Origin of the sequence: Nocardioides bruguierae, from assembly GCF_023656415.1 — a bacterium.
Lineage (GTDB): Bacteria > Actinomycetota > Actinomycetes > Propionibacteriales > Nocardioidaceae > Nocardioides > Nocardioides bruguierae.
The window spans coordinates 184,102-209,448 of the sequence record NZ_JAMOIL010000008.1; the positions used below are offsets into that span (position 1 = coordinate 184,102).

Here is a 25,347-nt window from a genome sequence, read left to right on the forward strand (position 1 = left end):
CCCCGCCTCGTCCTGGCCCACTCGTTCCGACACCTGTCAGGCATCGCCGACTGACCCGGTCCGGCCAGCGCCGTGACCCTCGCGTGGCACCACTGGGCCTGTTTCGTGACCCGTCAGGGCCAGGGGGGATGGCTCCGAACCTGAGAACTTGGTTAGGGTGCCGACGCATGACGGCAGAAGCGACTGCGGCCGAGACCGCCGCCCGCCCCGGCGAGCCCCTCGTGGTGCTCGACCACGTGGACAAGCACTTCGGCTCCCTCCACGTGCTCCAGGACATCGAGCTCACGGTCAACCGTGGCGAGGTCGTCGTGGTCATCGGCCCCTCCGGCTCGGGCAAGTCCACGCTCTGCCGGACGATCAACCGCCTCGAGACGATCGACGACGGCTCCATCACCCTCGACGGCGAGCCGCTGCCCGCCGAGGGCAAGGCGCTCGCCCGCCTGCGCGCCGAGGTCGGCATGGTCTTCCAGTCCTTCAACCTGTTCGCGCACAAGACGATCCTCGAGAACGTCACGCTGGGCCCGACCAAGGTCCGCGGGATGAAGAAGGCCGAGGCCGACAAGCTGGCCAAGGAGCTCCTGGACCGCGTCGGCGTCGGGCACCAGGCGGACAAGTACCCCGCCCAGCTCTCCGGCGGCCAGCAGCAGCGCGTCGCCATCGCCCGCGCGCTGGCCATGCAGCCGAAGGTGATGCTCTTCGACGAGCCCACCTCGGCGCTGGACCCCGAGATGATCAAGGAGGTCCTCGACGTCATGGTCGACCTCGCGAAGCAGGGCATGACCATGGTCGTGGTGACCCACGAGATGGGCTTCGCACGCACCGCCGCCGATCGCGTCGTGTTCATGGCCGACGGCGCCATCGTCGAGGAGAACACCCCCGAGGAGTTCTTCACCAACCCGCAGAGCGCTCGTGCGCAGGACTTCCTCGGGAAGATCCTCAAGCACTGAGCCGCACCAGGCCGACCCCTCGGCCCCTCACACCCCTCCCCGCCGACCACCGACGGGGAAGCACCGCACATCCATCGAAGGAGACCCCCGTGCGACTCAACCGACTCAAGGCCGGCGCCGCTGCGGCAGGCCTCGCCCTCGCCCTCACCGCGTGCGGCTCGGACTCCGGTTCCGACGTCGAGGTCGCGAGCGACACCGACTTCCCCGCCGGCTCCACCATGGCCGAGATCGCCGACGCGGGCACCATGACCGTGGGCACGAAGTTCGACCAGCCCGGCTTCGGCCTGGCCAACCTCGAGGACGTCCCCGAGGGCTTCGACGTCGAGGTCGCCAAGATCATCGCCGGCGCCATGGGCATCGCCCCCGAGGACATCGAGTGGACGGAGACCCCCTCCGACATCCGCGAGCAGGTCATCGAGGACGGCGACGTCGACATGGTCGTCGCCACGTACACGATCAACGACGAGCGCAAGCAGCGCATCACGTTCGCCGGCCCGTACTACACCGCCGGCCAGCAGCTCATGGTCGCCTCGGACAACGACACCATCACCGGCCCCGACGACCTCGCGAGCAACCCGGACGCCAAGGTCTGCTCGGTCACCGGCTCGACCCCGGCCGACCAGATCAAGGAGTACCTGACCAGCGACGACCAGCTCGTGCTGTTCGACGTCTACGAGAAGTGCGCGGACGCCCTGAGCACCGGCCAGGTCGACGTCGTCACCACCGACAACGTCATCCTGCTGGGCCTGTCCTCCGAGGCCGACGGCGAGTTCAAGCTCGTCGGCGAGCAGTTCACCGAGGAGCCCTACGGCATCGGCATCGCCAAGGGCGACACCGAGTTCTGCGAGTTCATCAACACCACGCTGCAGGAGAACGAGGACGCCTACAACGAGGCCTGGGCCTCCACGGCCGGCGAGGTCGAGGGCACCGAGGCCCCGACCCTCCCCGAGCCCGACGAGTGCGTCTGAGCCTCGACAGGCACCACGCGCGGCCCGACGAGCGGCCGCGCAGCAGGACGGCGGCGGGGCACCGCCCCGCCGCCGTCCCCCGTCCCGGACCGAGTGAAGGAGCCGCGCCGTGGGACCGGTGATCGACAACCTCGACCTGTACTGGTCGGGATTCCTCCAGTCGCTGGAGTTCATCCTGTGGTGCCTGGTCGGCTCCCTGCTGGTGGGGACAGTGATGGCGGCCTTCCGGGTCTCGCCCGTGCCGTCGCTGCGGGCGCTGGCGGTGGCCTACGTCAACGTCTTCCGCAACACGCCGCTCACCATCGTGCTGTTCTTCATGGCGTTCGGACTGCCCGAGCTCGGCATCAACCAGAGCTACTTCTTCTTCGCGGCGCTCGGCCTGATCCTCTACACCGGCGCGTTCGTGTGCGAGGCGCTCCGCTCGGGCGTGAACGCGGTCCCGGCCGGTCAGGCCGAGGCGGCCCGCGCCCTGGGCCTCACGTTCACCCAGTCGATGCGCCAGGTGATCCTGCCGCAGGCGTTCCGCAGCGCGATCCCGCCGCTGGGCAGCGTCCAGATCGCGATGTTCAAGAACTCGGCCGTGGCCGGCGCCTTCGGCATCGGCGGCGACCTCTACAGCGTGGGCAAGACCCTCACCAGCGCTCGCGGCTACGACTACGTCCCGGTGCTGACCGGCGTGGCCATCGGCTACCTGATCATCACCCTGACGGCCGCGGCCCTGCTGACCCTCCTCGAGCGGAAGGTGGCGATCGTCCGATGACGGACTCCTCCAGCGTCCTCTTCGACGTCCCCGGCCCCAAGGCACGTCGCCGGGCCCAGGTGCTCACCGTCGTCGGTGGCCTCGTGATCCTGGCCCTGGTAGCGCTCGCCGTCATGCGCCTCGCCGAGCGCGGGCAGTTCGACGCCGAGCTGTGGAGCCCGTGGATCAACCCCACGGACGAGAACTTCGCCCAGGTCTGGCGCCTGGTCGGCGAGGGCCTGCTCGCCACCGTCATCGCGGCGGCCCTGGCGATCGCCCTGTCGCTGGTCGTCGGCATCGCCGTCGGCGTGACACGCATGATGTTCACGCCGATCCTGCGGATCCCCGTCGTCGCGTTCATCGAGCTGTTCCGTGGCCTGCCGGTGGTCATCACGATCGTCTACGTCTGGCGGGCGATCGTCGAGACCGAGGTCCCGATCGACTGGCTGCCCGGGGACGACGCGCTGTGGTACCTGGTCATCGGCCTCACGCTCTACAACTCCGTGATCATCGCCGAGATCCTCCGTGCCGGCGTCGCCTCCCTCCCCCGCGGCCAGCGCGAGGCGGGCCTGGCCATCGGCATGACGCCGTGGCAGACGATGCGGAGCATCCAGCTGCCGCAGGCGTTCCGCACGATGCTGCCCGCCCTGGTCAGCCAGCTGGTCGTGATCCTGAAGGACACGTCCCTCGTCGCCGTCATCGGCCTGGGCTACCGGGAGCTGCTCGACCGCGGCAACCAGATAGCGCAGTTCCTCGACAACCCGATCCAGTCGCTGTTCATCGTGGGCGCGATCTACGTCGTCATCAACTACACGCTGTCGCGGATCGCGATCTGGCTCGAGCGACGGCTCAGCCGGGCGTCGTCGTCCGCCGACGAGCCGGAGGCCGAGCCCGCCGCCGCGGGCGCCTGAGCACCACGGCCCCGACGCGCACAGCGCCCGCCACCTCGCTCGAGGTGGCGGGCGCTGGTGCGTGCGCGGTCAGTCCTTCTTGCGCGGCGTCACCCAGAGGTGGATGACGCCCTCGATGACGACGGTGCCGTCGGTGCGCGTGCCGCGGACCCGGACGTCGAGGGCCGGCTCGTCCGAGGTCCACTGCTCCGGGTCGGTCTCGGCCACGCACGTGACGTCGCTGCTGGCCTTCGCGGTGTAGGCCACGTCCATGCCCTTCGGTATCCACCGCTTGTCGGCGGGGATGGTCACCTCGGCCAGGGCGCCCATGGCCGCTTCGAGCCCGTTGCACAGCGCGATGGCGTGCAGGGTGCCGATGTGGTTCTTCACCCCGCGACGCAGCGGGATCACCAGCTCGGCCCGGTTGGGCTCGAGCACGGTGAACCGCGGACGGATGGTGGCGAAGTAGGGGGCCTTCTGCCCGAAGAGGAGGGAGAAGACCCGCTTGCCGAGGACGGGGCCGACGACCGGCAGGTTCGTCGTGGTGCGCCACAGCGCGTGGACCGAGCTCATGTGAGCCAGCCTACAACGGATCTACCGATCGGTAACTTGCGTGTGCGAACCGACCGTCAGGTCATGGAGAGGAAGCTGCGCTCGAGGCGAGCGACCTCCTCCTCCGAGAGGTCGGCCAGCGAGCGACGCAGCTCGGTGGCGATGAGGGCGAAGCCGGCACGGTCGAGGGCGCGCGAGACGGCCTTGAGCTGGCTCAGCACGTCGTCGGTCTCGCGACCTTCCTCGATCATGCGCAGCACGCCACCCAGCTGACCCTGCGCACGGCGCAGGCGGTTGACGACGCTGACGAGCTCAGGCTTGCTGTCCATGACGGGTGGTGCCTCTCTGCTGCGGGAATCTGTCTGTGGCTCGACCCCATGTCGAGCCGCCAGTCGCCGGTCCGGTCTCCCGCACTCCCCCGTGTCGTTCTCCGGTCGACGCCCAACACTTCTCCAACGCTCCCCGTGGGTCGAGGTTATGCCCGCACGGGCATCTGGTGAGAGAGGTGTCAGTGATCACCTGTCGCCCGAACGACAGGGTGGTGCTCAGCCTGCCGAGCATCCGGGTACCCCGTGGGGGATTCTCGGAGATTTGCCCAACTTCGGGCAGATCGCTCGACGACAAGCGTCCCATGACGTCCTGGCGGGAACGTCCGCGACGCTCCGACAAGGTCCTCACGACCTCACAGCGTAGTAGACCGGTCCAGCCCGGAAGCCCGAACGACCCCAGTACCTCCCCACACCCCTCCCCGCACCGACCGAGATTGTCTCGACGTCGAGAATCTCGACGGTCCGCGGCATGGCCTACACTGGTCGGGTGCGGGACGACGTCGACGAGCTGAGCGAGGCCTGGGGCCGCGAGCGCCCCGACCTGGACATCGCCCCCGTCGCGGTCTTCAGCCGGATCAGCCGACTGGCCCGCCACCTCGACCTGGCCCGCCGCGAGGCGTTCACCGCCGAGGGCATCGAGGCCTGGGAGTTCGACGTGCTGGCCGCGCTGCGGCGCGCCGGCGGCTCCTACGAGCTCTCCCCCGGCCGGCTCATCCGCGAGACGCTCGTGACCAGCGGGACCATGACCAACCGCGTCGACCGGCTCACCTCCCGCGGGTTCGTCGAGCGCCACCCCGACCCGGCCGACCGCCGAGGCGTCCTGGTCCGGCTCACGCCCGAGGGCCGCGCGGTCGTGGACAGCGCCTTCACGCGCCTCCTGGACGCCGAGCGCGTCCTGCTGGCCTCGCTGCCGGCCGAGCGCCACGAGGAGCTGGCCGACCTGCTGCGCACGCTCCTGGTGCCCTTCTCGGGCACGCCGCACGCCTGAGGCCGCGCGGGCCCGGGCAGCGGACCCGGACAGCGAGGTCAGACCGCGAGGTCGCGCACGCCGCCCAGGACGGCCCGCGCGTGCTCGCGCCCCAGCCGCACGTGCTCGGCGGTGCGCGAGAAGTCGTGCATCCGCACGTCGAGGTCGGGGGCGGTCAGGTGCACGAGCTCCACCCCGGCCAGGTCGACCCGCGGACGGATGCGCATGGAGACCGACAGCGCAGCCAGCAGCACGTCGATCGGGTGCCGCAGGGGCCGGTTCCGCGGGCCCACGGTGGCGTCGAGGAGGAACACCCGTGTCGGCGCCAGGGCGGCCGCGCCGGCCAGCGGCACCAGGTCGCCGATGCCGCCGTCGACGTGCGTGCCCGCCAAGCCGTCGTCCCCCGGCAGGACGACGGGCGGGAACACGCTCGGCAGGGCGGTCGAGGCGAGCAGGACCGACCGCAGCAGGCCGGTGTCGTGGTAGACGGCCTCCCCGGTCTCCAGCCGCGCGGTGCACACGCGCACGGGCACGGGCAGGTCCTCCAGCCGGCGGGCCGTCGTCCACGCGTCCACGAGCCGCTCGAGGCCCTCGGTGCGGTAGAGCGAGGTGCGGTGCCGCAGCACGTGCAGCGGGCGGCCCCAGTGGCTGCCGGGGAAGACATCGCGCGAGCGCAGCCGCAGCCAGTGCTCGGCCAGCTCGTCGGGGCCGTCGACGGGGTCGTGGCCGGCCAGGTAGGTGGCGTTCAGCGCGCCCACGGAGGTGCCGACGAAGCCGGCGGGGCGCACCCCGTGCTCGGCCAGGGCCTGCATCATGCCGACCTGCACGGCGCCGCGCGAGGCGCCTCCGGTGAGGACGAGGACGTCACGGTTCGTCTGCACGGGCACCTCCTGGGCAACGGGCGACAGCGGGGGCATCGGGGGCGGCTGGTCCCAGTCCTGATCGGCCGTGATCGGGCGCGGTTGAGGCCGTGCCGGCACGCGCCTCAGCCGCGGCGGGCCACCGCGAAGACCCGCCGGAACGGCAGGACCGTGCCGTGCTCCCCCGGCGGGTACGCCTCGGCGAGCGCCGCGCGGTAGGCCTCCACGAACGCCGGGCGCAGGTCGTCGGGCAGCGCGTCCAGGGTCGGCCGGGCCCCGGTGGCACTGACCCATGTGAGGACCGGGTCGGGGCCGGTGAGCACGTGCAGGTAGGTGGTCTCCCAGGCCTCGACGGTGCAGCCGGCACCGGCGAGGACCTCCAGGTAGTCGGCCGGGTCGTGGGCGCGGGGGAAGGCCACGCCGACGAGGTGCTCGGCGTACGGCTCCCGCGCGCCCAGCCGGCGCAGCAGGGCGTGGCTGGGCGCGTCCTGGTTGCCGGGCACCTGCAGCGCCAGCAGGCCGCCGGGGGCGAGCCGGGAGACCAGCGTGGGCAGCAGCGCGAGGTGCCCAGGGACCCACTGGAGCGTGGCGTTGGTGACGAGCACGTCGACCGGGTCGCCGGGCTCGGCCGCCCAGTCGCGCAGGTCCGCGTGCCGGACCTCGAGGCCCTCGACGCCCTCCAGCTCGCGCGCCCGCTGCACCATGGCGGCGCTCGCGTCGACGCCGAGCACGTGCGCGTCCGGCCAGCGGCGCGCCAGCAGCGCCGTCAGCGTCCCGGGCCCGCAGCCGAGGTCGACGACACGACCCGGGGCGGACGCCGGCACCCGGGCGAGCAGGTCGAGGAACGGGCGCGCCCGCTCGTCCGCGTACGTCAGGTAGTGCCCGGGGTCCCAGTCACCGCTGCGCACGTCCGCCCGCCCGTCCCCTCACTCGAGGAGCTCGGCGGCCTCCAGCCACTCGGCCTCGACGTCGTCCTTCTCCGCCGCCAGCGCGGAGAGCTCCGCGGAGAGGCCTGCGAGCCGCTCGTGGTCGGTGGCGTGCTCCAGGACGGCGGCGTTCAGCTCCGCCTCACGCTCGCCGATCCGCTCCAGCCGCTTGTCCAGCCGCGCCAGCGTCTTGCGCGCGGCCCGCTCGTCGGCGGAGCCGGCCTTGGCGCGGCCGGCGGAGGACCCGGCCGGAGCCCCGGGAGCGGCCGGGGAGGCGGCCTCGGCGCGCTCCTGGGCGGCCAGGAGGGCCGTCCGCCGCTCGAGGTACTCGTCGACGCCACGCGGCAGCAGCGAGACCTGGCCGTCGCCGAGCAGCGCCCAGGTGGCGTCGGTGACGCGCTCGAGGAAGTACCGGTCGTGGGAGACCACGACGAGCGTGCCCGGCCAGGAGTCGAGGAAGTCCTCGAGCACCCGCAGCGTCTCGATGTCGAGGTCGTTGGTGGGCTCGTCGAGGAGCAGCACGTTGGGCTCCTCCAGCAGCAGCTTGAGCAGCTGGAAGCGGCGGCGCTCGCCGCCGGAGAGGTCGCCCAGGCGCGCGGTGAGCCGGTCGCCGGTGAACCCGAACTGCTCCAGCAGCGCGGTCGGGGTCAGCTCGCGGCCGCCGACGGTCCTCACCTCGGCCTTGGTGCGCTCGATCGTGGCCAGCACCCGGGCCTCGGGGTCGACCTCGTCGATCGCCTGCGTGAGGTGGGCGAGCGCGACGGTGCGGCCGTGCTTGACCCGGCCCGCGGACGGCGGCACGGCGCCGGAGACCAGGTTGAGCACGGACGTCTTGCCGGCGCCGTTGACGCCGACGAGACCGATCCGGTCGCCGGGGCCGATGCGCCAGGTGGCGCGCTCGAGCAGCCGCCGGTCGCCGCGGACCAGGTCGACGTCCTCGAGGTCCACGACGTCCTTGCCCAGGCGCTGGGTGGCGAACTTCTCCAGCTCGAGCCGGTCGCGCGGCGGCGGCTCGTCCTCGATGAGCTGGTTGGCCGCGTCGATGCGGAACTTCGGCTTCGAGGTGCGGGCGGGGGCGCCGCGACGCAGCCAGGCGAGCTCCTTGCGCACGAGGTTCTGCCGCTTCTCCTCGGTGGCCGCGGCCTGGCGGGCGCGCTCGGCCTTGGCGAGGGTGAAGGCGGCGTAGCCGCCCTCGTAGACGTCGACGGCGCCGTCGTGGACCTCCCACGTCCACTGGCAGACCTCGTCGAGGAACCACCGGTCGTGCGTGACGACGACGAGCGCGGAGCTGCGGCGGGCCAGGTGCCGGGCCAGCCAGGCGACGGCCTCGACGTCGAGGTGGTTGGTGGGCTCGTCGAGGACGAGCAGGTCGTCGTCGGCCAGCAGCAGCGAGGCCAGCGCGCAGCGGCGGCGCTCGCCGCCGGAGAGCCCGACGACGGCGCGGTCGAGCTCGACGCCCGCCAGCAGCTCGGTGACGACCTCGCGGGTGCGGGAGTCCGCGGCCCACTCGTGGTCGGCGCGACCACCGAGGACGGCCTCGCGCACCGAGTGGGTGTCGTCGAGCCGGTCTCCCTGGTGCAGGTAGCCGACGAGCAGCCCGCGCTGGGCCGAGACGCGGCCGTCGTCCGGCTCCTCCTGGCCCGTCATGACCCGCAGCAGCGTGGTCTTGCCGTCGCCGTTGCGGCCGACGATGCCGATCCGGTCGCCGGAGCCGACGCCGAGCGAGACCTCGCTCAGCAGCGGGCGGACGCCGTAGGACTTGGAGACCTTCTCGAGGTTGAGCAGGTTCACGGGGGCGGCCATCAGGCGTGCTCCACCACGTGGACGCCGGCGACGGGCGCCGGGACGGCGGTGACCCGCTCGTGCCCCAGCCCGGCCAGCTTCTCGCGGGCCGCGTCGGCCTCCTCGCGGCTGGCGCACAGCACCAGCACGGTGGGACCGGAGCCGGAGAGCACCGCGCCCCGGCCGCACGAGCCGGCGTCCTCGAGGGTGCGGCGCAGGTCCGGGCGCAGGTGGAGCGCGGGCTCCTGGAGGTCGTTCCACAGGGTGACGCCGACGAGGTCGACCTGGGCGTTGACCAGGCCCTCGACCAGCGTGGTCGGCAGCTCCAGCGCGTGCGGGTCGGGCTCGGTGCCCTGCTGGGCGTGCAGCTCGTCGAACGCGCGGTAGACGGCCGGCGTCGAGAGGCCCTCGTCGCTCTCGACGACGACCCACCACCAGCCGCCGGCGTCCTCGAGGTCCTCCAGCTGCTCGCCGCGGCCGCGGCCCACGGCGGTGCCACCGAGGAGGGAGAAGGGGACGTCGCTGCCCAGCTCGGCCGCGATGGCCAGCAGGTCGTCGTCGGAGGTCTGGAGGTCCAGGGCGCGGTCGACGGCCACGAGGGCGGCCGCGGCGTCCGCCGAGCCGCCGGCCATGCCGCCGGCCACCGGGATGGACTTGTGGATCGTCATCGCGGCGGCCCGGTGCTCCATGCCGTGGTGAGCGAGCAGCCGGCGCGCGGCGCGCAGCGCGATGTTGGAGTCGTCCGTGGGCACCGCGTCCAGGTCCAGGCGCGGGTCGCCGACGACCCGCAGCGACCACTCCGTGGCCTCGCTGACGGTGACGTCGTCGTAGAGCCCCACCGCCTGGAAGACGGTGGTCAGCGGGTGGAACCCGTCCGCGGCCAGCGCGGCGACACCGAGGTAGAGGTTGATCTTGGCCGGCGCCCGCACCGTGACCCGGGGGCCGAGGGGCTCGTCGGTCAGCAGGCTCACGCGTTCTCCTCCCCCGGTGACCCGGGGCTCTTCTCCTGGCTGTCGGTGGCCCGGGTCCGGGCCTTGCCCGACCTGGCGGTGGCGGACCACCCGGTGGCGGCGAGCGCCTCGGCGACCGCGACGAAGTGGTCGATGACCAGGCTCTCACCCCGGGCCAGCGGGTCGACGCCCGCGGCCGCCAGGGCCTCGTCCACCGACGCGGCGGGGGCGATGGCCCGCAGGGCCCCGCGCAGGGCCTTGCGGCGCTGGGCGAACGCGGCGTCGACGACGGCGAAGACGTCCTCGCGCCGCACCGGGCCGCCCGAGGGGCCGAGCGGTGCCGGGTGGCTGGTCCAGGCGACGAGCCCGGAGTCCACGTTCGGTGCGGGCCAGAAGACGTTGCGGCCGATCGCGCCGGCGCGGCGGACGTCGGCGAACCACGCGGCCTTGACCGAGGGCACGCCGTAGACCTTGGAGCCCGGCTTCGCGGCGAGCCGGTCGGCGACCTCGGCCTGCACCATCACCAGCCCCCGCTCCAGCGACGGCAGGAGCGCGAGCAGGTGCAGCAGCACCGGCACCGAGACGTTGTAGGGCAGGTTGGCGACCAGCGCCGTGGGCGGCGGGCCGGGCAGGGCGTCCACCTTGAGGGCATCGGAACCCACGATCTCGAGGTCACCCTCGCGACCGGGCGCGCGCTCGGCGATCGTGCGCGGGAGCCGGGAGGCGAGCAGGTCGTCGATCTCGATCGCCACGACCCGCGGCACCACCTCGAGCAGCGCCAGGGTCAGCGACCCCAGCCCGGGGCCCACCTCGACGACGACGTCGGCCTCGCCCACGCCGGACTCGCGCACGATGCGGCGCACGGTGTTCGGGTCGATGACGAAGTTCTGGCCGCGCTGCTTGGTGGGGCGCAGGCCGAGCTCGTCCGCGAGCAGACGCACCTCCGCCGGCCCGAGCAGGCTCGGACCGGCGGAGGTGTCTGTCATGGGGTCAGGCTAGTCGGCCCGGGGCCGTCGACCGCACTCGGCGGCGACGGGCGCCGATCAGGCGCCGATCAGGTCGGCAGGCCGAGCGAGGCCGCGCAGCCGGGCCAGGCGCCGTAGCCGCCGTTGGCGTCACGGAGCTTGGTGGCGATGGCGATCTGGGTCTCGCGACTGTTCTCGCTCGGGAGACCGGTGCCGCCGTAGGCCTGCCAGGTGCTGAGGTTGAACTGGAGGCCGCCGTAGTAGCCGTTGCCGGTGTTGATGGCCCAGTTGCCGCCGGACTCGCACTGGGCGAGCTGGTCCCACACGGTGCTGCCGGAGGCGAAGTTGGTGGCGGTGCTCGACTTCGTCGCCTTGGGCTCGGGTCGCGCCTTGGTGCCGACCTCGACGACCTCGTCGACCGGCTCCGTGGTGACGACGGCCTTCACGAGGGTGCGCTTGACCACCTCGCCGTTGCGGTAGAGGACGCGGTAGGTCGCGTCGCGGCTGCCGGAGACACCGTCGGTCACGACGGTCTCGGTGCCCTCGAACGAGGAGGAGTCCTCGCGCTCGACCGTGTCGAAGCCGATGGCCTCGGCCACGGTGCGCTTGCGGACCTCCATGTCGGTGACGACGATCCGGTCGCCGCTCTCGACGGCGGCACGCGGGCCGGGCTTCACCGAGTCGCGGCCGTCCAGCTCCACGCCGGCGGCGGCGAGCGCCTCGCGGACGGTGGAGACGGTGTAGGTGCGGGTGACCGGCTTCTTCGCGCCGACCTTGAGCGTCAGCTTCTTCGGCGTGACCACGGAGAGCGTGGCGCCGGAGCGGTCGAGCGTGCCGCCGCGGGAGAGCGAGAGGTCGGCGTTGCCGTAGCTCTGGCCGATCTCGTCCAGGGCGGAGCCGATGTCGGTCGCGGTGACCCAGTAGCTCTTCTTCTCGCCGTCGACCTCGACGTGCAGCTGGCGACCGAACTTCACGGTCACGGCGGTGCCGTCCTCGAGCGACTCGTCCACGCCCGGCGCCACGACGTCGTGCGGGCCGACCTCGACGCCCTCGGCGTCGAGGAGCTCGCCGACGGTGTCGGCACGGGAGTCCACGGTCTGGGTGGAGCCGTCGAGGCTGAGGGTCACGGTCTTGCCGAGGGCTGCGTAGCCCACCGTGGTGCCTGCGAGCGCCAGCACCACGACGGTGGCGAGGGCGACGAGCAGGGCGCGGCTGCGGGCCAGGGTCATCAGCGAGTGCTGCACAGTTCTCCGAACGTCGAGCTACCCGGGCAAGGCGACCGGCGGGCCGGCTGCGGCCGCGGGCAGGACCCGTGGCCGCTCTCGCTCCTCCGGCGCGGTGGGTGCACCGTCCGGCTGCACGAGAGGGCTCCGCCGGTGGGTGCGTGGTGCGCGCCCACCCGGCTGTCAGCGACCCAGAAGACCAGCGAGTCCCGGTGAGCGCAAGTTGATGTCCACAGCCTGTGGACGACCTCTCACCCCGATGTGCCGCTCCCCGGGGGTGGTCGCCGACCTGCGCAAACACCCGGACCCGTGTCCCGACCTGCACGGACGTGATCTTTTCGTGACCTTGCGCGGGCCCGTCCCGCGACGGTCGCCCGGATGGGACGCGCCCCGGACGCCGGTGACGATCTTCACGGGTGGTTCACGGCAGGACGGGCATCCCGGGAGCAAGCGTTTGTGACGCCTGTGGTGGGTGTGACGGACGAGGCCGGCGGCCGAGGCCTCAGCGCCCGTTCCCCGCCGCGCGTCCCGCAGCGCTTCCCCAGGGCCCACCGAACGCCCGGTCGGTGGTGGCGTCGATCGCCGCGCACAGCTCGCCCAGGTCCTCACCGCGGGTCTCGGCCATGACCCGCAGCGTGACGGGCACGAGGTAGGAGGCGTTCGGGCGCCCGCGGTAGGGGTGCGGCGTCAGGTAGGGGGCGTCGGTCTCCACGAGCACCCGGTCCTGCGGGGCCACCCGCAGCGCCTCGCGCAGGGCGTCGTTCTTCTTGAACGTCACCGGGCCCGCGAACGACAGGTAGGCCCCGCGGTCGAGGCAGGCCCGCGCGAAGGCGGCGTCGCCGGAGAAGCAGTGCATGACCCAGCGCTCGGGCGCGCCCTCCGCGTCCAGCAGGTCCAGGACGTCGGCGTGGGCGTCGCGGTCGTGGATGACCAGCGTGCGGTCCAGCCGCTTGGCGAGGTCGACGTGGAAGGCGAAGGAGCGCTTCTGCGCGGCCACGCCCTCGGGCCCGGTGCGGAAGTAGTCGAGCCCCGTCTCCCCCACGGCGCGGACCTTCTCGTGCGCGCCGGCCAGGCGCTCGATCTCGGCCAGGGCCGCGTCCAGCTCGCCCGCCTCGTCCAGCACGGCGGCGTCGTTGGGGTGGATGGCCACGCCCGCCACCAGGTCGTCGTGGGTCGCGGCGGCCTCGACGGCCCAGCGGGCGCCCTCGAGGTCGCAGCCGATCTGCACGATCCGCGGCACGCCCACCGCGGCCGAGGCGGCGAGGGCGTCGGCGGTGGCCAGCCAGTCGCCGTCGGCGATGTCGAGGTGGCAGTGGTTGTCGACCACCGGGTGCGGCAGCGGCTCCGGTGCCGGCGGGCGCTCGCGGTTGCGCCGGGCGCCGTCCTCGCTGGTCGCCGCGCGGCTGCGGACGGCCCCCTGGTCCTGCTCGCTCACTGCTGCTCCTCGTCCGTCTGCGTCTCCAGGTCTCCCCGCACCCGGGCGGCGATCGCCTCGGCGGCGGCCTCGGGCGCCTGGGTCGGGATCCAGTGCGTGACGCCGCCCAGCACGACCAGCTCGTACTCGCCCACCACGAAGTCCTCGCAGCCCTCGGCCGCGGCACGGCCGATGGCGTCGTCGCCGTCGGACCACACCATCGTGGTGGGCACGCGGACGCGGCCCACCCTCGGCGGCGCCAGCGGCAGCGCGCGGTACCAGCCGAGGGCGCCGGTCAGGGCACCGGTCTCCACGACCTCGGCGCGGAACCGGGCCAGCTCCGGCGTCGTCATGCCGGTGCGCGCCAGCAGGCTCTCCAGCGGTCCACCGGCGCTGCGGGCCAGGGCCTCGGGCACGCGGGGAAGCTGGAAGAAGCCCATGTACCAGGAGCGTCGGGCCTGGTCGGAGCGGGTGAACGAGCGGACGAAGGCGGCCGGGTGCGGCACCGAGAGGGCGGTGAGGGAGGCCACCAGCCCGGGTCGCGCGGCCACCGCCCAGGCGACGGCGGCGCCCCAGTCGTGGCCGGCCACGTGCACGGGCTGCCCGGTGGCGGCGCGGACGGCGGCCACGACCGCCCCGGCGTCGTCCGCGAGGTTCTTCAGCCGGTAGGCGCGGCGCCCGCGCGGCCGGGCCCGCGGGGCGTACCCGCGCTGGTCGACGGCGAAGGTCCGCAGGCCCCGCTCGTGCAGCAGCGGGGCCACCAGCCGCCAGGAGGTCGCGCGCTCGGGGAAGCCGTGCAGCAGGACGACGGGCGTGCCGTCCAGCGGTCCGGTGTCGGTGACGTCGAGGACGAGGCCGTCGGGCGTCGTCACCTCGGTGAGGCGGTCCATCGTGGCTCCGATCTGGGGGCGACTCGGGGGCTCGGGTGTCAGGCCGGGGGCCAGGCGGACGGGTTGTGCACGAGGTCGTAGACGACCCGCTTGGGCACGCCGGCCAGGCGGGCGACCTCGCGGATCGCGTCCTTGCGCGGGGTGCCCTCGGCCTCGGCGTCGGCGACGGCCGCGAGCAGGGAGGCCGGGTCGCTGCCCACGGCGGCCACCGGCTCGGCGCCGGTGACGACGAGGGTCACCTCGCCGCGGACCCCCTCGGCGGCCCAGTCGGCCAGCTCGCCGAGCCCGCCGCGCACGACCTCCTCGTGGGTCTTGGTCAGCTCGCGGCACACGGCGGCGCGGCGGTCGGCGCCGAACGCCTCGGCCATCGCGCGCAGGGCCGCCTCGGTGCGGTGCGGGGCCTCGAAGAAGACCATCGTCCGCTCCTCCGCGGCGATGCCGGCCAGGCGGCGCGACCGCTCGCCGGCCTTGCGGGGCAGGAAGCCCTCGAAGCAGAACCGGTCGACCGGCAGGCCGCTCACGGCCAGCGCGGTCAGCACCGCGCTGGGGCCCGGCACGGCCGTGACCGGCACGTCGTGCTCGACCGCCGCGGCGACGAGGCGGTAGCCGGGGTCGGAGACGCTGGGCATGCCCGCGTCCGTCACGAGCACGACGCGCTCGCCGTCCAGCAGCGCCTCGAGCAGCACCGGGGTGCGGGCCGACTCGTTGCCCTCGAAGTACGAGACCAGCCGCCCGGGGGCCTCGATCTCGAGCTCGCGCAGCAGCCGGGTCAGGCGACGCGTGTCCTCCGCGGCCACGACGTCGGCGCGCACCAGCTCGGCGGCCAGGCGCGGCGGGGCGTCGTCGACGCGGCCGATGGGGGTCGCGGCGAGGACGAGGCGGCCGGCGGGGCTGTCGCTGCTGTCGGTTCCGGGCACGCCGCCATCCTGCCTCCTGCGGACGAGGAGGGCGATCTCGGCAGGGCGATGCGCCGGGCCCGGTCAGGCGCCGCTGCGTACGATGCCCGCCGTGAGCACCCAGGCGCCGGAGGGCGAGGCAGCACCGCGCCCAGGACCGGCCCAGGGACCGGCCCAGGAACCGACACAGGGGTCGACCGAGCGACAGCTGCTCTCCCGCAGCGCCGGCGGGTCCGGCGTCCCCTCGGCGTGGCAGCGCGCCCGGCACCGGCTGCGTGGCGAGGACCCGGTGATCGCGTGGGCCTCCGCGCTGGCCCTGGGGCTGCTCGCGCTGTTCCTGCGGCTGTGGCACCTCGGCCGCCCGGCGGAGTTCGAGTTCGACGAGACCTACTACGCCAAGGACGCCTGGTCGCTGATCAACCACGGCTACGTCCAGGGGTACGTGGACGACGCCAACGACCAGATCCTCGACGGCACCGTGCGCGGCCTGTGGGACGGCGAGCCGTCGATGATCGTGCACCCCGAGGTCGGCAAGTGGCTGATCGGCCTCGGCGAGAAGCTCTTCGGGATGGACCCGTTCGGCTGGCGCATCGCCGCCGCCGTGATCGGGTCGCTGATGATCGTGGTGATGGTGCGGCTGGTGCGCCGCCTCACCCGCTCCCTGACGCTCGGGCTGGTCGCGGGCGTCCTGCTGATGCTCGACGGGATGCAGTTCGTGCTCTCGCGGCTGGCGCTGCTCGACATCTTCTGCGCGTTCTTCCTGCTCTGCGCGGTGGCGGCGATCGCGGCCGACCGCGACTGGTTCCGGCGCCGCCTCGCCGACCGGCTGCCGGCCCAGGTGGACGGCGGCTTCGGACCCGTCCGCGGGCTGCTGCTGCGGCCCTGGCTGATCGTGGCGGGGGTGAGCTTCGGCCTGGCCGCGGGCACGAAGTGGACCGCCGCGTACCCGCTGGCAGCGTTCGGCGTGCTGGTGTGGCTGTGGAGCGCCGGCGCGCGGCGCAGCTTCGGGGTCCGCGGGGCCTGGCTGCGCTCGGCGCTGGTCGACGGCCTCGGCGCGTTCTCGCAGCTCGTGCTGGTCGCGCTCGTGGTCTACGTGACCTCGTGGACCGGCTGGCTGGTGCACGCCTCGCAGTACGAGGAGCACCTCTCCTCGACCCAGTACACGCAGTTCACCGGCTCGGGCCATTGCGACGGGGAGTCGTTCGTCTCCGACGACCCCGACCCCGACGCGCGCTGGCCCACCGCCACGGAGCCGGACGCGAGCGGGCTGGGCGAGGTCGTCCAGTCGCTGCGCTCGCTCTGGTACTACCACCAGGACGTCTACACGTTCCACACGCACTTCCTGAACTGCGCGACCCACACCTACCAGTCGCAGCCGTCGGGCTGGCTCTTCCTCAACCGCTCCGTCGGGGTCGCCGCCGACACCGGCATCGAGCCGGGCACCCGCGGCTGCACCGCCCCCGAGGGCAGCGACTGCCTGCGCCAGGTGCTGCTGATCGGCACCCCGGTGCTGTGGTGGGGCGGCTGCATCGCGCTGCTGTTCTCGTGCGTGATGTGGGTGCTGGCCCGCGACTGGCGCCACGGCGTGGCGGTCGTGGGCACCGCGTCCACGTGGCTGCCGTGGCTGCTCTACGACGAGCGCCCGATCTTCCTCTTCTACGCGATCCTCACGCTGCCGTTCCTGGTGCTGAGCGTGACGCTGGGCATCGGGCACCTGATCGGGCCCTCGCGCGAGCCCACGGCGCGACGCACGATCGGGGTCGTGGTCAGCGGCTCGTTCGTGGTGCTGGTGCTGCTGAACTTCGCGTGGTTCTGGCCGATCTTCACCAACCAGCTGCTGACGCACTCGCAGTGGCTGGGCCGCATCTGGTTCGAGAGGTGGATCTGATGGCGTCGCTGCGCCCGTCGACACGACCGGACGGCGGCTGGGAGCCGCTGCCCGAGGCCCTCGCGGCCTTCTGGACCGAGCGGCACCTGTGCACGCTCACCACGCGTCGCCCCGACGGCCGCCCCGCCGTCGTCCCGGTGGGGGTCGCGCTGGACCCCGAGCGGGGCTGCGCGTGGGTGATCGCCGGCGGCGGGTCGCGCAAGGTGCGCACGCTGCGCGCCGCGGCCGCCTCCGGCGACCCGCTGGACTCCTTCGTGGCCGCCTGCCAGGTGGACGGGGCACGCTGGTCGACCCTCGAGGCGCAGGCCGAGGTCGTCGACGACCCGGCCGAGGTCACCCGTGCCGTCGAGCGCTACGCCGCCCGGTACCGCCAGCCGCGGGAGAACCCCGAGCGGGTGGCGCTGCGCCTCACCGACTGCCGGTTCGTGTTCGGCGCGCGGCTGGCCGGCTGAGGCCGCTCCCCCACCGGTCGCGCCTCACAGCGGCCAGGTGACCCCGGTCCGGGCCTCGGAGACCTCCCACAGCCGCGCCGCGGTGGCGGTGTCGAGCGCCTCCGCCGACCGTCCCACCGGGCCCGGGGCACCACGGGTGCCGCCGAGACGGGTGGGGCCGACGAAGGTGTTGCCGGGCAGGTCGTCGGTGAGCGCCATGAGGGTGGGGCGGGCGCCCTCGGCCGCGGACGTGGCGACGACCGCGTTGCCGATCGCCATCGCGGCCACGGCCAGCCGGCTGGCGTGGTGGCTCTGGAGATGGGTGGCCGCATACCCCGGGTGGGCGGCCAGCGCCCGCACCGGCGAGCCGGCGGCGACCAGGCGCCGGTCCAGCTCGAGCACGAACAGCAGGTTCGCCAGCTTGGAGGCCTGGTAGGCCCGGGTCGGGGTGTAGCCGCCGGCGAGCTCGAGGTCGTCGAGGTCGACCTGCGGGCCGCGGTGCAGCAGGGAGGAGACCGCCACGACGCGGTCCGTCACGCGCGGCAGGAGCAGGTTGACCAGCGCGAAGTGGCCCAGGTGGTTGGTGCCCATCTGCCGCTCGAAGCCGTCCGCGGTGCGCCCCTCGGGCACCATCATGATCCCGGCGTTGCACGCCAGGCCGGCGATCGGCCCGTCCCAGGCGTCCGCGAACGCGTGCACCGAGGAGAGGTCGGCCAGGTCGAGGGCCCGCACCTGCGTGGAGCCCGGGCCGGTCACGGACGCGGCGGCCTGCCGGCCACGCTCGGTGTCACGCACCGCGAGCACCACGTGCGCCCCGGCGCCCACCAGCGCCCTCGTCGTCTCCAGCCCGAGGCCGGAGTTCGCGCCGGTGACCACGTAGGTCGAGCCGGTCAGGTCGGGCAGCGTCAGCGGTGGCGCGGAGGGGAGCAGCGGCATGGGCCCACGCTAGCCAGTGCACCCTCAGCCAGTGCACCCTCGTAGTCGCGCCCTCGTGGTCGCACCCTCGTCGTCCCGCTCGCGGCGGGAGCACCGGCGGGGCTACTCGAAGCTCGAGAGCACCTCGCGCACCTCGACCTCGTGGCCGGTGACCACCTCGAGGCGGATGCCCATCGACTCCGGCACGTCCAGCAGGTCCAGCAGGTCCTGGTGCGGCGGCAGGTCGCCCGGTGCCGTCACCGAGACGACGGCGGTGAACCCGTGCAGCTCCACGCCCGTCACCGTGGCCCCGTCGACGTCCGCGACCCACGCGGTGGCGGCACGCTCCACGTCGCGCGTCCAGGTGTCGACGAACCACGCGACCGTGGTGTTGAGCGCCAGCGGCAGGCTCACCAGCAGGACGAGGGTGGTGAGCAGCACGTAGGTGCGGGCACGGGTGCGGCCGTGACCGGGAGCGGGCACGGCGTAGCCGAGCACGGCGAAGACCAGGGTGCCGGCGAGCACGAGCGCCAGCACGTTGGAGACGAACAGGAGGCCGGCGCCCCAGGCGAGGTCGGACCGACCCAGCCCGAGGCAGATCCCGACGACGGCGAGCGGGGGCACGAGCGAGATCGCGATGGCGACCCCCGGGAGGACGGCGGCCAGGTCCTTGCGGGCCAGGGCGACCGCCCCGGCCAGGCCGGTGGCGATCGCGGCCACCATGTCGAGCAGGCTGGGCGAGGTGCGACCGGCCACCTGCGCGTTGGCGAGCAGGTCGTAGCCGTCGGGCACGGTGAGCGCCGCCAGCCAGCCGATCAGCACGACGACCACGACGCCCCCGAGGACGAACACCGCGGTGCCGCCGCGCTGCCGCTTGGTCAGGGCCAGCGCGGTGCCCATGATCGGGGTGGAGAGCGGGGCGATGATCATCGCCCCGATGACGGTCGCGGTGGAGTCGGAGAGGACGCCGGCGGCCGCGATCGTGCCGGAGAGGGTCAGCATCGTCCAGTAGGCGGTGAGCCGGCTGCGCCGGTCCCCCACCCGCAGGTCGAGCTCGGTGGTCATCTCCTCCAGCGTCCGGCGCTGCTGCGGTGGCAGGACGAGACCTCTCAGCGACACCGGACCCCCCTCGCTCGCCGTCGGCCGGCTGCCGACGAGCGGAGGCTCCCGCGCCGCGGCCGTCGCCGACAAGGCACGTGCCGCGGCCGCCACCCGTCCGGTGAGGGGCGGGTGGCGGCCGGCGGGGTCAGCGGGCGATGACGGAGCGCTTGCGCCGGCGTCCGACCTGCGCCTTCTCCTCGGCCTCCAGGGCGGAGGTGAGCAGGGAGACCAGCGCCTCGAGCTGGACGTCGCCGGAGGAGCCGACCTCCTCGTCGGAGCCGTCGAGCGCCACGGCGGCCAGGCCGGCCTTGGAGTCGATGAGCTCGGCGATGCGGGTGTCGATCGTGTGGGCGGCGATGACGCGCCAGGCGGTGACGGGCTCGTCCTGGCCGATCCGGTGGATGCGGTCGATGGCCTGGGTCTGCTCGGCGTCGGTCCAGGAGAGCTCGGCGAGCACCAGGTTCGAGGCGACCTGGAGGTTCAGGCCGACACCGGCGGCCATGAGCGAGCAGACGGCGATCTCGACGTCCGGGTCCTCGACGAAGGCGTCGATGTTCTTCTGCCGCACGCCGGGGGTCTGGTCACCGCGGATGGAGGAGTACTGGATGCCGCGCTCGTGGAAGAGCCGCTCGGCGGTGTCCATGACGTCCACGTGCTTGGCGAAGAAGACGACCTTGCCGACGTTGCGGGCCAGCTGGGCGGCGTAGTCGGCCGCGAGGCCCGCCTTGGCCTGGCCGATGCGCCGGACCATCGAGAAGACGTTCTCGCCGTCGGCGCTGCCGGAGGAGTCCTCCAGCTCCCAGCCGGCGACGCGGCGGACCAGCTCGTGGTCGATGCCCTCGACGGTGCGCCCGGAGATCCGCGTCTCCAGCGCCGTGTGGTACCGGCTGACCATCCGCTTGGCCAGGTCGGCCTCGGCGGCCTTGATGGAGCGGCCGAGCGCGTCGTCCAGCTCGACGGGGAGGTCCGCGACGCGGCGGGCGGGGATGTCGGCGGCGACGTCGACCTTGCGGCGCCGGACGATGCCCTGGTTCACCACGCAGGTGCGGGCGGCGCCGTAGAACTGCGGACCGTCGGCGGGGTTGAGGCCCAGCTCGTCGAGGCACTCGGCCAGCGGGCCGAGCGGCGCGACGTCGTCGATCCAGCCCAGGAACTGCCAGATCGCTCGGAAGTCCTCGATGTCGTTGATCAGCGGGGTGCCGGTCAGCGCCATCAGCAGCGGGCGGCCGCCGCGGGCACGGATCTTCTCGGAGAGGTGCAGCACGTGCTGGCTGCGCTGGGAGGTCTTGTTCTTGATGAAGTGCGCCTCGTCGACCACCATCCCCTGGAACCCGAGCTCGCCGAGCCAGCCGACGTGCCGGTCGAGGATCTCGTAGTTGACCACGACGATGTCGGCGAAGCCGTTGATGTCGTCGCCGTCGCCGTGCACCACGGTGACGGGGTGGCCCGGCGTCCAGCGCTCGGCCTCGCGGGCCCAGTTCGTCTTCACGACGTTGGGCACGACCACGAGCAGCGGGTAGGCGTCGGCGGCCTGCGCGGCGAGCAGCGCCTGGGCCGTCTTGCCGAGGCCGGGCTCGTCGGCGAGCAGGAAGGTGCGGTGGCCGGACGCGGCGGCCTCGATGACCTGCGCCTGGTGCTTCATCAGCGTGGCGGTGCCGGGCGCGCGCAGCGAGTCGGGCTCGGGCAGCGGCATGCAGGCGGACGCGCCGCCGTACTCGAAGCTGCGGAACAGCGGGCCCAGCAGCTCCCAGCCGGCGAGGCGGCGGGGGCGGGCCTGGAGCGGGACGCCGGTGAAGTCCGGCTTGAGGAACGGGTTCGAGAGGCGGCGGGAGACGACCGAGGCCGGCGTGACGCGGCGGTGCTCGGTGCCCTCCAGGCCGTCGGGGCCGCTGCGGCGGGCCGGGGCCGGCTCGTCCGGCACCTCGAGGCCGGCACGCTCCATCATCTCCCGGCGCAGCGCCCGGGCGTCGGCACCGATCTCGGCGTCCTCGGCGAGCAGCTGGAGCAGCGAGGTGTCGCGGGTGCCGGTCTTGGCCAGGATCGTCGCGATGCCGTCGAGCCGCTTGAGCTGCTCGGCCCGCTGCGACTCCGTGCTCTCGGTGTCGGCCTTCAGCCGGGCCCGCTCCTCGCGGACCAGCAGGGCCACCACCTGGAACTTCGTGCGGCCGGACCCGGAGACGGGGCCGCGCTGGGCAGCGTTCTCGACCTCGCGCACGGCGCGGGCGAGGACGGGGATGATCCCCTCGTTGTCCAGGTCGCGCACACGGCGCTGCGAGCGTCCGTTCTGCGAGCGTCGTGGGGCTCGTCGAGCCACTGGCTCCTCCTTCGCCGAGCCCTCAGGGCTCGACCGGTCGGCACCTGCGCCCGAGGTCCCACTCCTCGGACGCGGCAGGCAGGCTTCTCGCGCAGCGCTCGCCGACGTGCGCCGGGCACCGGGTCGACCACCGGGCCCCGGGCGTCGCGCCCGGGTACGGGTCCGACGGACCGGTCGTCGTGGAGACGACGACAGGGCCGAGGAGAGGTGGTCGGCGAGGTGTGCGACCCAGGGTCCCGGCGCCTGCCGGCACCTCGGGTCGGCGGCTCCCGGGGTAGGAGCCTCGCTGCGACTACCACCATGCTCTCACACTCACCCACCTCGCGTGCATCGACGCGAGAACTGGGTGGGACCTGTGGATCGCCCACCGGACCAGCGTCCGGCCTGTATGGACGGCACCCGGCCGGGTGAGATGAACCCGCCGGCGGCGGGGCACGGTGAAGGTGTCCTCGAGCGAGTCACCACATCCGGGTGGTTCCTCCACCCGCAGGGGTGATCGAGGACGCCGCGGTCGGGGGCCGGAGCACCGCCCTGGCCGCGGCGCCCGCGCACCCGGGTCGCAGGTCCTGCCGACTCGGACGGCCCCGCGCGGCCGTGCGAGACTCCTCCGTCGTGAGCAGCAGCACCCCGCGCACCCGCCGCGAGGGCCAGGTCGGCCCCGGGGCGCTGTGGTCGCGGGCGGCGCTGCTCGGCTCGCTGGTGCTGCTCCTCGGCACCGTGGGCCACACCAGCGCCGCCGGACTCCTCCCCGGCCCCGGCGCCATGCTCGGGCTGCTCGTGGCCACGATCGTGCTCGTGGCGCCCGCGCTGGCCCGGCCGGCGTCCGCGCTGCGCATCGTGGTGCTGACGGTGCTGGGGCAGACCGGCGTCCACCTGGCGCTCACGCTCACCGCCGGCCACGCCGGGGACGCCACCACGACCGCGGCCACGCACGGCCCGGTCGCCGGGGCCGGCGGCCCGACCCTGCCGACCGTCGACGGACACCGGGTCGGCTCCCTGGCCGAGGCCTGGTCCGGCACGGCGGACGTCGCGCACGTCGCGCCCGCGCTGCCCGTCGCCCACCTGGTCGCCGACATGACCGCGCACGCGCCGATGATGCTGGCGCACACGCTGGCGGCCGTGGCCGTCGGGCTGTGGCTCGCGGTCGGCGAGAAGGCCCTGTTCACCGTGCTCGCGCTCACCGGACGGCGGCTCGTGCTGCCGGTGGCGCTGCTGCGTCGGGCCGCGGCGGTGGCCGCCGTCCTGACCCCCTGCTCGCGGACGTGGTCCGCGGCGCTCGTGGTGCCCGCGCCGGTCTCCGGGTGGGCCCGGTCGGTGCCGGTCCTGCGCGGACCGCCCACCGTCGCCTGAGCAGGCCGCCGCACGTCGAGCCCCACCGGGGTCCTCCGGCGCGCCCCGGTCCTGCGGTTCCCACCACCGGCGCACCTGCGTGCGCCGCCAGGACGACACCCCACGAGGACCACCCATGCCCAGCACCACCGCGCGCCTGCGCGCGCTCGCACCCCTGACCGCCCTCGCCCTCACCGCCGGCGTGGGCCTGACCGCCTGTGGCTCCGACGACGCCGCCACGGACGCCGCCGGCGACACCTCCACCAGCAGCACCACGAGCAGCAGCACCGAGGCGTCCTCCGTCACGGTGACCGACCCGTGGGTCAAGGCCGTCGACGCGGGCGACATGACCGCCATGTTCGGCACCCTGACCAACGACGGGGACGCCGACGCCGTGCTCGTCTCCGCGACCACCGAGGCGGCCTCGATGGTCCAGCTGCACGAGACCGTCGAGACCGACGACGGCTCGATGCAGATGCAGGAGAAGGACGGCGGCTTCGACCTCGCCGCCGGCGACGGCCACGAGCTCGCCCCCGGCGGCGACCACGTGATGCTGATGGGCGTCTCCGACGACCTGCTGCCCGGCGACACCGTCACCGTGACCCTCACCTTCGAGGACGACTCCACGCTCGATGTGGACGCCGTCGTGAAGGAGTACACCGGCGCGGACGAGGAGTACTCCGACGGGATGGACGAGGACTCCGACATGTCCGGCACGGACATGAGCGAGGGCAGCGACTCCTGATGAGCGCCGACCACACCCCCGAGCACGTCCCGGACGGGGCCGACGAGCCCCGCCGGGCGCGCGGGTTCGGTCGGCGCCAGCTGTTGCGCACCGGTGCCGCCGCCCTCGGCGGCACCGGTGTCGGCTGGGTGGCGGCGAGTGCCGCCACCGGCGCGACCGGCCCCGCCGCGTCCACCACCGCGACCGGCGCCACCACCACCGACGGCAGCGCTGCCGGCAGCCGGCCGGAGGTCGGGATGCGCACCGTGGCCTTCCACGGCGCCCACCAGGCCGGCGTGGCCACGCCCCCGCAGGCCTACCTGACCCTGCTCGGCCTCGACCTGCACGACGTCGTCGACCGCGAGGCGCTGGGCCGGATGATGCGGCTGCTCTCCGACGATGCCTCCCGCCTCTCGCGCGGCGTGGCCGCACTGGCCGACAACGAGCCCGAGCTGGCCGAGCGGCCCGCGAGCCTGTCGGTGACCTTCGGGTTCGGGCCGCGGGTGGTGCGCGAGCACTTCTCCGGCACCTCGATGACGCTGGAGGAGCTGCCCGCGTTCTCCACCGACCGGCTCGAGGACGCCTGGGGACAGACGGACGTGGCGGTGCAGATCTGCTGCGACGACCCGCTGACGCTGGCCCACTGCCGCCGGATGCTGCTCAAGGACTCCCGCGCCTTCGCCGACGTGCGGTGGATGCAGGAGGGCTACCGCCGTGCCGTCGGCACCGAGGCCGAGGGCACGACGGTGCGCAACGTCATGGGCCAGGTCGACGGCACCGTGAACCCCGCCGAGACCGACGACGACTTCTCCCGGCTGATCTGGTCGGAGGAGAGCGGCTTCGAGGGCGGCAGCGTGATGATCGTGCGCCGCATCCGGGCGCGGATGGAGTCCTGGGACAAGGTCGACCGCGCGGGCCGGGAGAACACGGTGGGACGTCGGCTCGACACCGGCGCCCCGCTGACCGGCACGAAGGAGCACGACACGGCCGACTTCTCGGCCACCGACGAGCTCGGGTTCAAGGTCATCGACCCCGCCAGCCACATCGCGCGGGCGACCGCCCGGACGCCGGAGGAGAAGTTCCTGCGTCGTCCGTACAACTACACGGTCCCGGACGTGTCACGACCCAGCGGCGAGGACGCCGGGCTGGTGTTCATCGCCTACGCTGCAGATCCGGTGAAGCAGTTCGTCCCCGTGCAGCAGCGCCTGGCCGAGCTGGACCGCCTCAACGAGTGGATCACGACGATCGGCTCGGCCGTCTACGCCGTCCCCCCGGGCGCCGCCGACGGGGAGGCCGTGGCCCAGCACCTGCTCGCCACGTGAGCCCGCCCGCACCCCAGGAGACCCC

At 73.7% G+C, this 25,347-nt stretch carries 24 protein-coding genes; 10 read left to right on the plus strand and 14 right to left on the minus strand.

Annotated features, from left to right (window positions below):
* Positions 1 to 167 precede the first annotated feature (167 nt).
* The 4 genes from M8330_RS07755 to M8330_RS07770 all read left to right on the plus strand — a co-directional run bounded on the left by M8330_RS07755 (position 168) and on the right by M8330_RS07770 (position 3,565).
* Positions 168 to 947 (plus strand): amino acid ABC transporter ATP-binding protein, encoded by a 780-nt coding sequence (locus tag M8330_RS07755; protein ID WP_250826857.1) that lies wholly within the window; start codon positions 168 to 170, stop codon positions 945 to 947.
* An 89-nt stretch (positions 948 to 1,036) separates the two neighbouring features.
* The gene (locus M8330_RS07760; protein ID WP_250826858.1) at positions 1,037 to 1,915 is read left to right on the plus strand and encodes a glutamate ABC transporter substrate-binding protein; all 879 of its coding nucleotides are present in this window, start codon (positions 1,037 to 1,039) and stop codon (positions 1,913 to 1,915) included.
* A gap of 109 nt (positions 1,916 to 2,024) precedes the next feature.
* On the plus strand, positions 2,025 to 2,675 hold the full coding sequence (locus tag M8330_RS07765; protein ID WP_250053007.1) for an amino acid ABC transporter permease: 651 nt from the start codon (positions 2,025 to 2,027) through the stop codon (positions 2,673 to 2,675).
* Positions 2,672 to 3,565 (plus strand): amino acid ABC transporter permease, encoded by an 894-nt coding sequence (locus tag M8330_RS07770; RefSeq protein WP_250826859.1) that lies wholly within the window; start codon positions 2,672 to 2,674, stop codon positions 3,563 to 3,565. The genes M8330_RS07765 and M8330_RS07770 overlap by 4 nt, the downstream gene beginning before the upstream one ends.
* 69 nt (positions 3,566 to 3,634) lie before the next feature.
* Here the strand turns inward: M8330_RS07770 and M8330_RS07775 are convergent, their stop codons facing one another.
* Both M8330_RS07775 and M8330_RS07780 read right to left on the minus strand, forming a co-directional pair.
* Positions 3,635 to 4,117: a hotdog fold domain-containing protein gene (locus M8330_RS07775; RefSeq protein WP_250826860.1), complete on the minus strand. Its 483-nt coding sequence runs from the start codon at positions 4,115 to 4,117 to the stop codon at positions 3,635 to 3,637.
* A 56-nt stretch (positions 4,118 to 4,173) separates the two neighbouring features.
* The gene (locus tag M8330_RS07780; RefSeq protein WP_250052996.1) at positions 4,174 to 4,425 is read right to left on the minus strand and encodes a metal-sensitive transcriptional regulator; all 252 of its coding nucleotides are present in this window, start codon (positions 4,423 to 4,425) and stop codon (positions 4,174 to 4,176) included.
* A gap of 469 nt (positions 4,426 to 4,894) precedes the next feature.
* Here M8330_RS07780 and M8330_RS07785 point away from each other — a divergent pair, with 469 nt between their 5' ends.
* Positions 4,895 to 5,413: a MarR family winged helix-turn-helix transcriptional regulator gene (locus M8330_RS07785; RefSeq protein ID WP_284704385.1), complete on the plus strand. Its 519-nt coding sequence runs from the start codon at positions 4,895 to 4,897 to the stop codon at positions 5,411 to 5,413.
* 38 nt (positions 5,414 to 5,451) lie between these two features.
* Here M8330_RS07785 and M8330_RS07790 read toward each other — a convergent pair whose 3' ends face one another.
* The 9 genes from M8330_RS07790 to rsmI all read right to left on the minus strand — a co-directional run bounded on the left by M8330_RS07790 (position 5,452) and on the right by rsmI (position 15,319).
* Entirely contained in the window at positions 5,452 to 6,273 is an 822-nt protein-coding gene (locus M8330_RS07790; RefSeq protein WP_250826861.1) for a patatin-like phospholipase family protein, read from the minus strand.
* A gap of 104 nt (positions 6,274 to 6,377) precedes the next feature.
* The gene (locus M8330_RS07795; RefSeq protein ID WP_250826863.1) at positions 6,378 to 7,160 is read right to left on the minus strand and encodes a trans-aconitate 2-methyltransferase; all 783 of its coding nucleotides are present in this window, start codon (positions 7,158 to 7,160) and stop codon (positions 6,378 to 6,380) included.
* A gap of 18 nt (positions 7,161 to 7,178) precedes the next feature.
* A complete protein-coding gene (locus tag M8330_RS07800; RefSeq protein ID WP_250826864.1) occupies positions 7,179 to 8,981 on the minus strand; it encodes an ABC-F family ATP-binding cassette domain-containing protein in 1,803 nt (600 codons plus the stop codon).
* Positions 8,981 to 9,931, minus strand: a complete 951-nt coding sequence (locus M8330_RS07805; protein WP_250826865.1) for a 4-(cytidine 5'-diphospho)-2-C-methyl-D-erythritol kinase — start codon at positions 9,929 to 9,931, stop codon at positions 8,981 to 8,983. Before M8330_RS07805 ends, M8330_RS07800 begins: the two co-directional genes overlap by 1 nt.
* On the minus strand, positions 9,928 to 10,896 hold the full coding sequence (gene rsmA / locus M8330_RS07810) for a 16S rRNA (adenine(1518)-N(6)/adenine(1519)-N(6))-dimethyltransferase RsmA (protein ID WP_250826866.1): 969 nt from the start codon (positions 10,894 to 10,896) through the stop codon (positions 9,928 to 9,930). The genes M8330_RS07805 and rsmA overlap by 4 nt, the downstream gene beginning before the upstream one ends.
* A gap of 68 nt (positions 10,897 to 10,964) precedes the next feature.
* A complete protein-coding gene (locus tag M8330_RS07820; protein WP_284704387.1) occupies positions 10,965 to 12,104 on the minus strand; it encodes a resuscitation-promoting factor in 1,140 nt (379 codons plus the stop codon).
* Between the two features lie 496 nt (positions 12,105 to 12,600).
* Positions 12,601 to 13,533: a TatD family hydrolase gene (locus tag M8330_RS07825; RefSeq protein WP_250826867.1), complete on the minus strand. Its 933-nt coding sequence runs from the start codon at positions 13,531 to 13,533 to the stop codon at positions 12,601 to 12,603.
* Positions 13,530 to 14,402, minus strand: a complete 873-nt coding sequence (locus M8330_RS07830; RefSeq protein ID WP_250826868.1) for an alpha/beta fold hydrolase — start codon at positions 14,400 to 14,402, stop codon at positions 13,530 to 13,532. The genes M8330_RS07825 and M8330_RS07830 overlap by 4 nt, the downstream gene beginning before the upstream one ends.
* 38 nt (positions 14,403 to 14,440) lie before the next feature.
* Complete coding sequence (gene rsmI / locus M8330_RS07835) at positions 14,441 to 15,319, minus strand: 16S rRNA (cytidine(1402)-2'-O)-methyltransferase (RefSeq protein ID WP_250826869.1); 879 nt, start codon at positions 15,317 to 15,319, stop codon at positions 14,441 to 14,443.
* 91 nt (positions 15,320 to 15,410) lie between these two features.
* Here rsmI and M8330_RS07840 point away from each other — a divergent pair, with 91 nt between their 5' ends.
* Together M8330_RS07840 and M8330_RS07845 are read left to right on the plus strand one after the other, a co-directional pair.
* Positions 15,411 to 17,186 (plus strand): dolichyl-phosphate-mannose--protein mannosyltransferase, encoded by a 1,776-nt coding sequence (locus M8330_RS07840; protein ID WP_250826870.1) that lies wholly within the window; start codon positions 15,411 to 15,413, stop codon positions 17,184 to 17,186.
* Positions 17,186 to 17,638: a pyridoxamine 5'-phosphate oxidase family protein gene (locus tag M8330_RS07845; protein ID WP_250826871.1), complete on the plus strand. Its 453-nt coding sequence runs from the start codon at positions 17,186 to 17,188 to the stop codon at positions 17,636 to 17,638. Before M8330_RS07840 ends, M8330_RS07845 begins: the two co-directional genes overlap by 1 nt.
* A gap of 24 nt (positions 17,639 to 17,662) precedes the next feature.
* On the opposite strand, the gene M8330_RS07850 is transcribed toward M8330_RS07845, so the two are convergent.
* The 3 genes from M8330_RS07850 to M8330_RS07860 all read right to left on the minus strand — a co-directional run bounded on the left by M8330_RS07850 (position 17,663) and on the right by M8330_RS07860 (position 21,947).
* Positions 17,663 to 18,553: an SDR family NAD(P)-dependent oxidoreductase gene (locus tag M8330_RS07850; protein WP_250052981.1), complete on the minus strand. Its 891-nt coding sequence runs from the start codon at positions 18,551 to 18,553 to the stop codon at positions 17,663 to 17,665.
* A gap of 102 nt (positions 18,554 to 18,655) precedes the next feature.
* Entirely contained in the window at positions 18,656 to 19,651 is a 996-nt protein-coding gene (locus M8330_RS07855) for a DUF389 domain-containing protein (RefSeq protein ID WP_250826873.1), read from the minus strand.
* A gap of 127 nt (positions 19,652 to 19,778) precedes the next feature.
* Positions 19,779 to 21,947, minus strand: a complete 2,169-nt coding sequence (locus M8330_RS07860) for a DEAD/DEAH box helicase (protein WP_250826874.1) — start codon at positions 21,945 to 21,947, stop codon at positions 19,779 to 19,781.
* Between the two features lie 612 nt (positions 21,948 to 22,559).
* Here M8330_RS07860 and M8330_RS07865 point away from each other — a divergent pair.
* The 3 genes from M8330_RS07865 (at position 22,560) to M8330_RS07875 (ending at position 25,322) form a co-directional block, all read left to right on the plus strand.
* Positions 22,560 to 23,297 carry a hypothetical protein gene (locus M8330_RS07865; RefSeq protein ID WP_250826875.1) on the plus strand — a complete coding sequence of 246 codons (738 nt, stop codon included), beginning with the start codon at positions 22,560 to 22,562 and terminating at the stop codon, positions 23,295 to 23,297.
* A gap of 115 nt (positions 23,298 to 23,412) precedes the next feature.
* Positions 23,413 to 24,021: a copper chaperone PCu(A)C gene (locus M8330_RS07870; protein WP_250826876.1), complete on the plus strand. Its 609-nt coding sequence runs from the start codon at positions 23,413 to 23,415 to the stop codon at positions 24,019 to 24,021.
* Positions 24,021 to 25,322 carry a Dyp-type peroxidase gene (locus tag M8330_RS07875; protein WP_250826877.1) on the plus strand — a complete coding sequence of 434 codons (1,302 nt, stop codon included), beginning with the start codon at positions 24,021 to 24,023 and terminating at the stop codon, positions 25,320 to 25,322. Before M8330_RS07870 ends, M8330_RS07875 begins: the two co-directional genes overlap by 1 nt.
* The last annotated feature ends 25 nt before the right edge of the window (positions 25,323 to 25,347 follow it).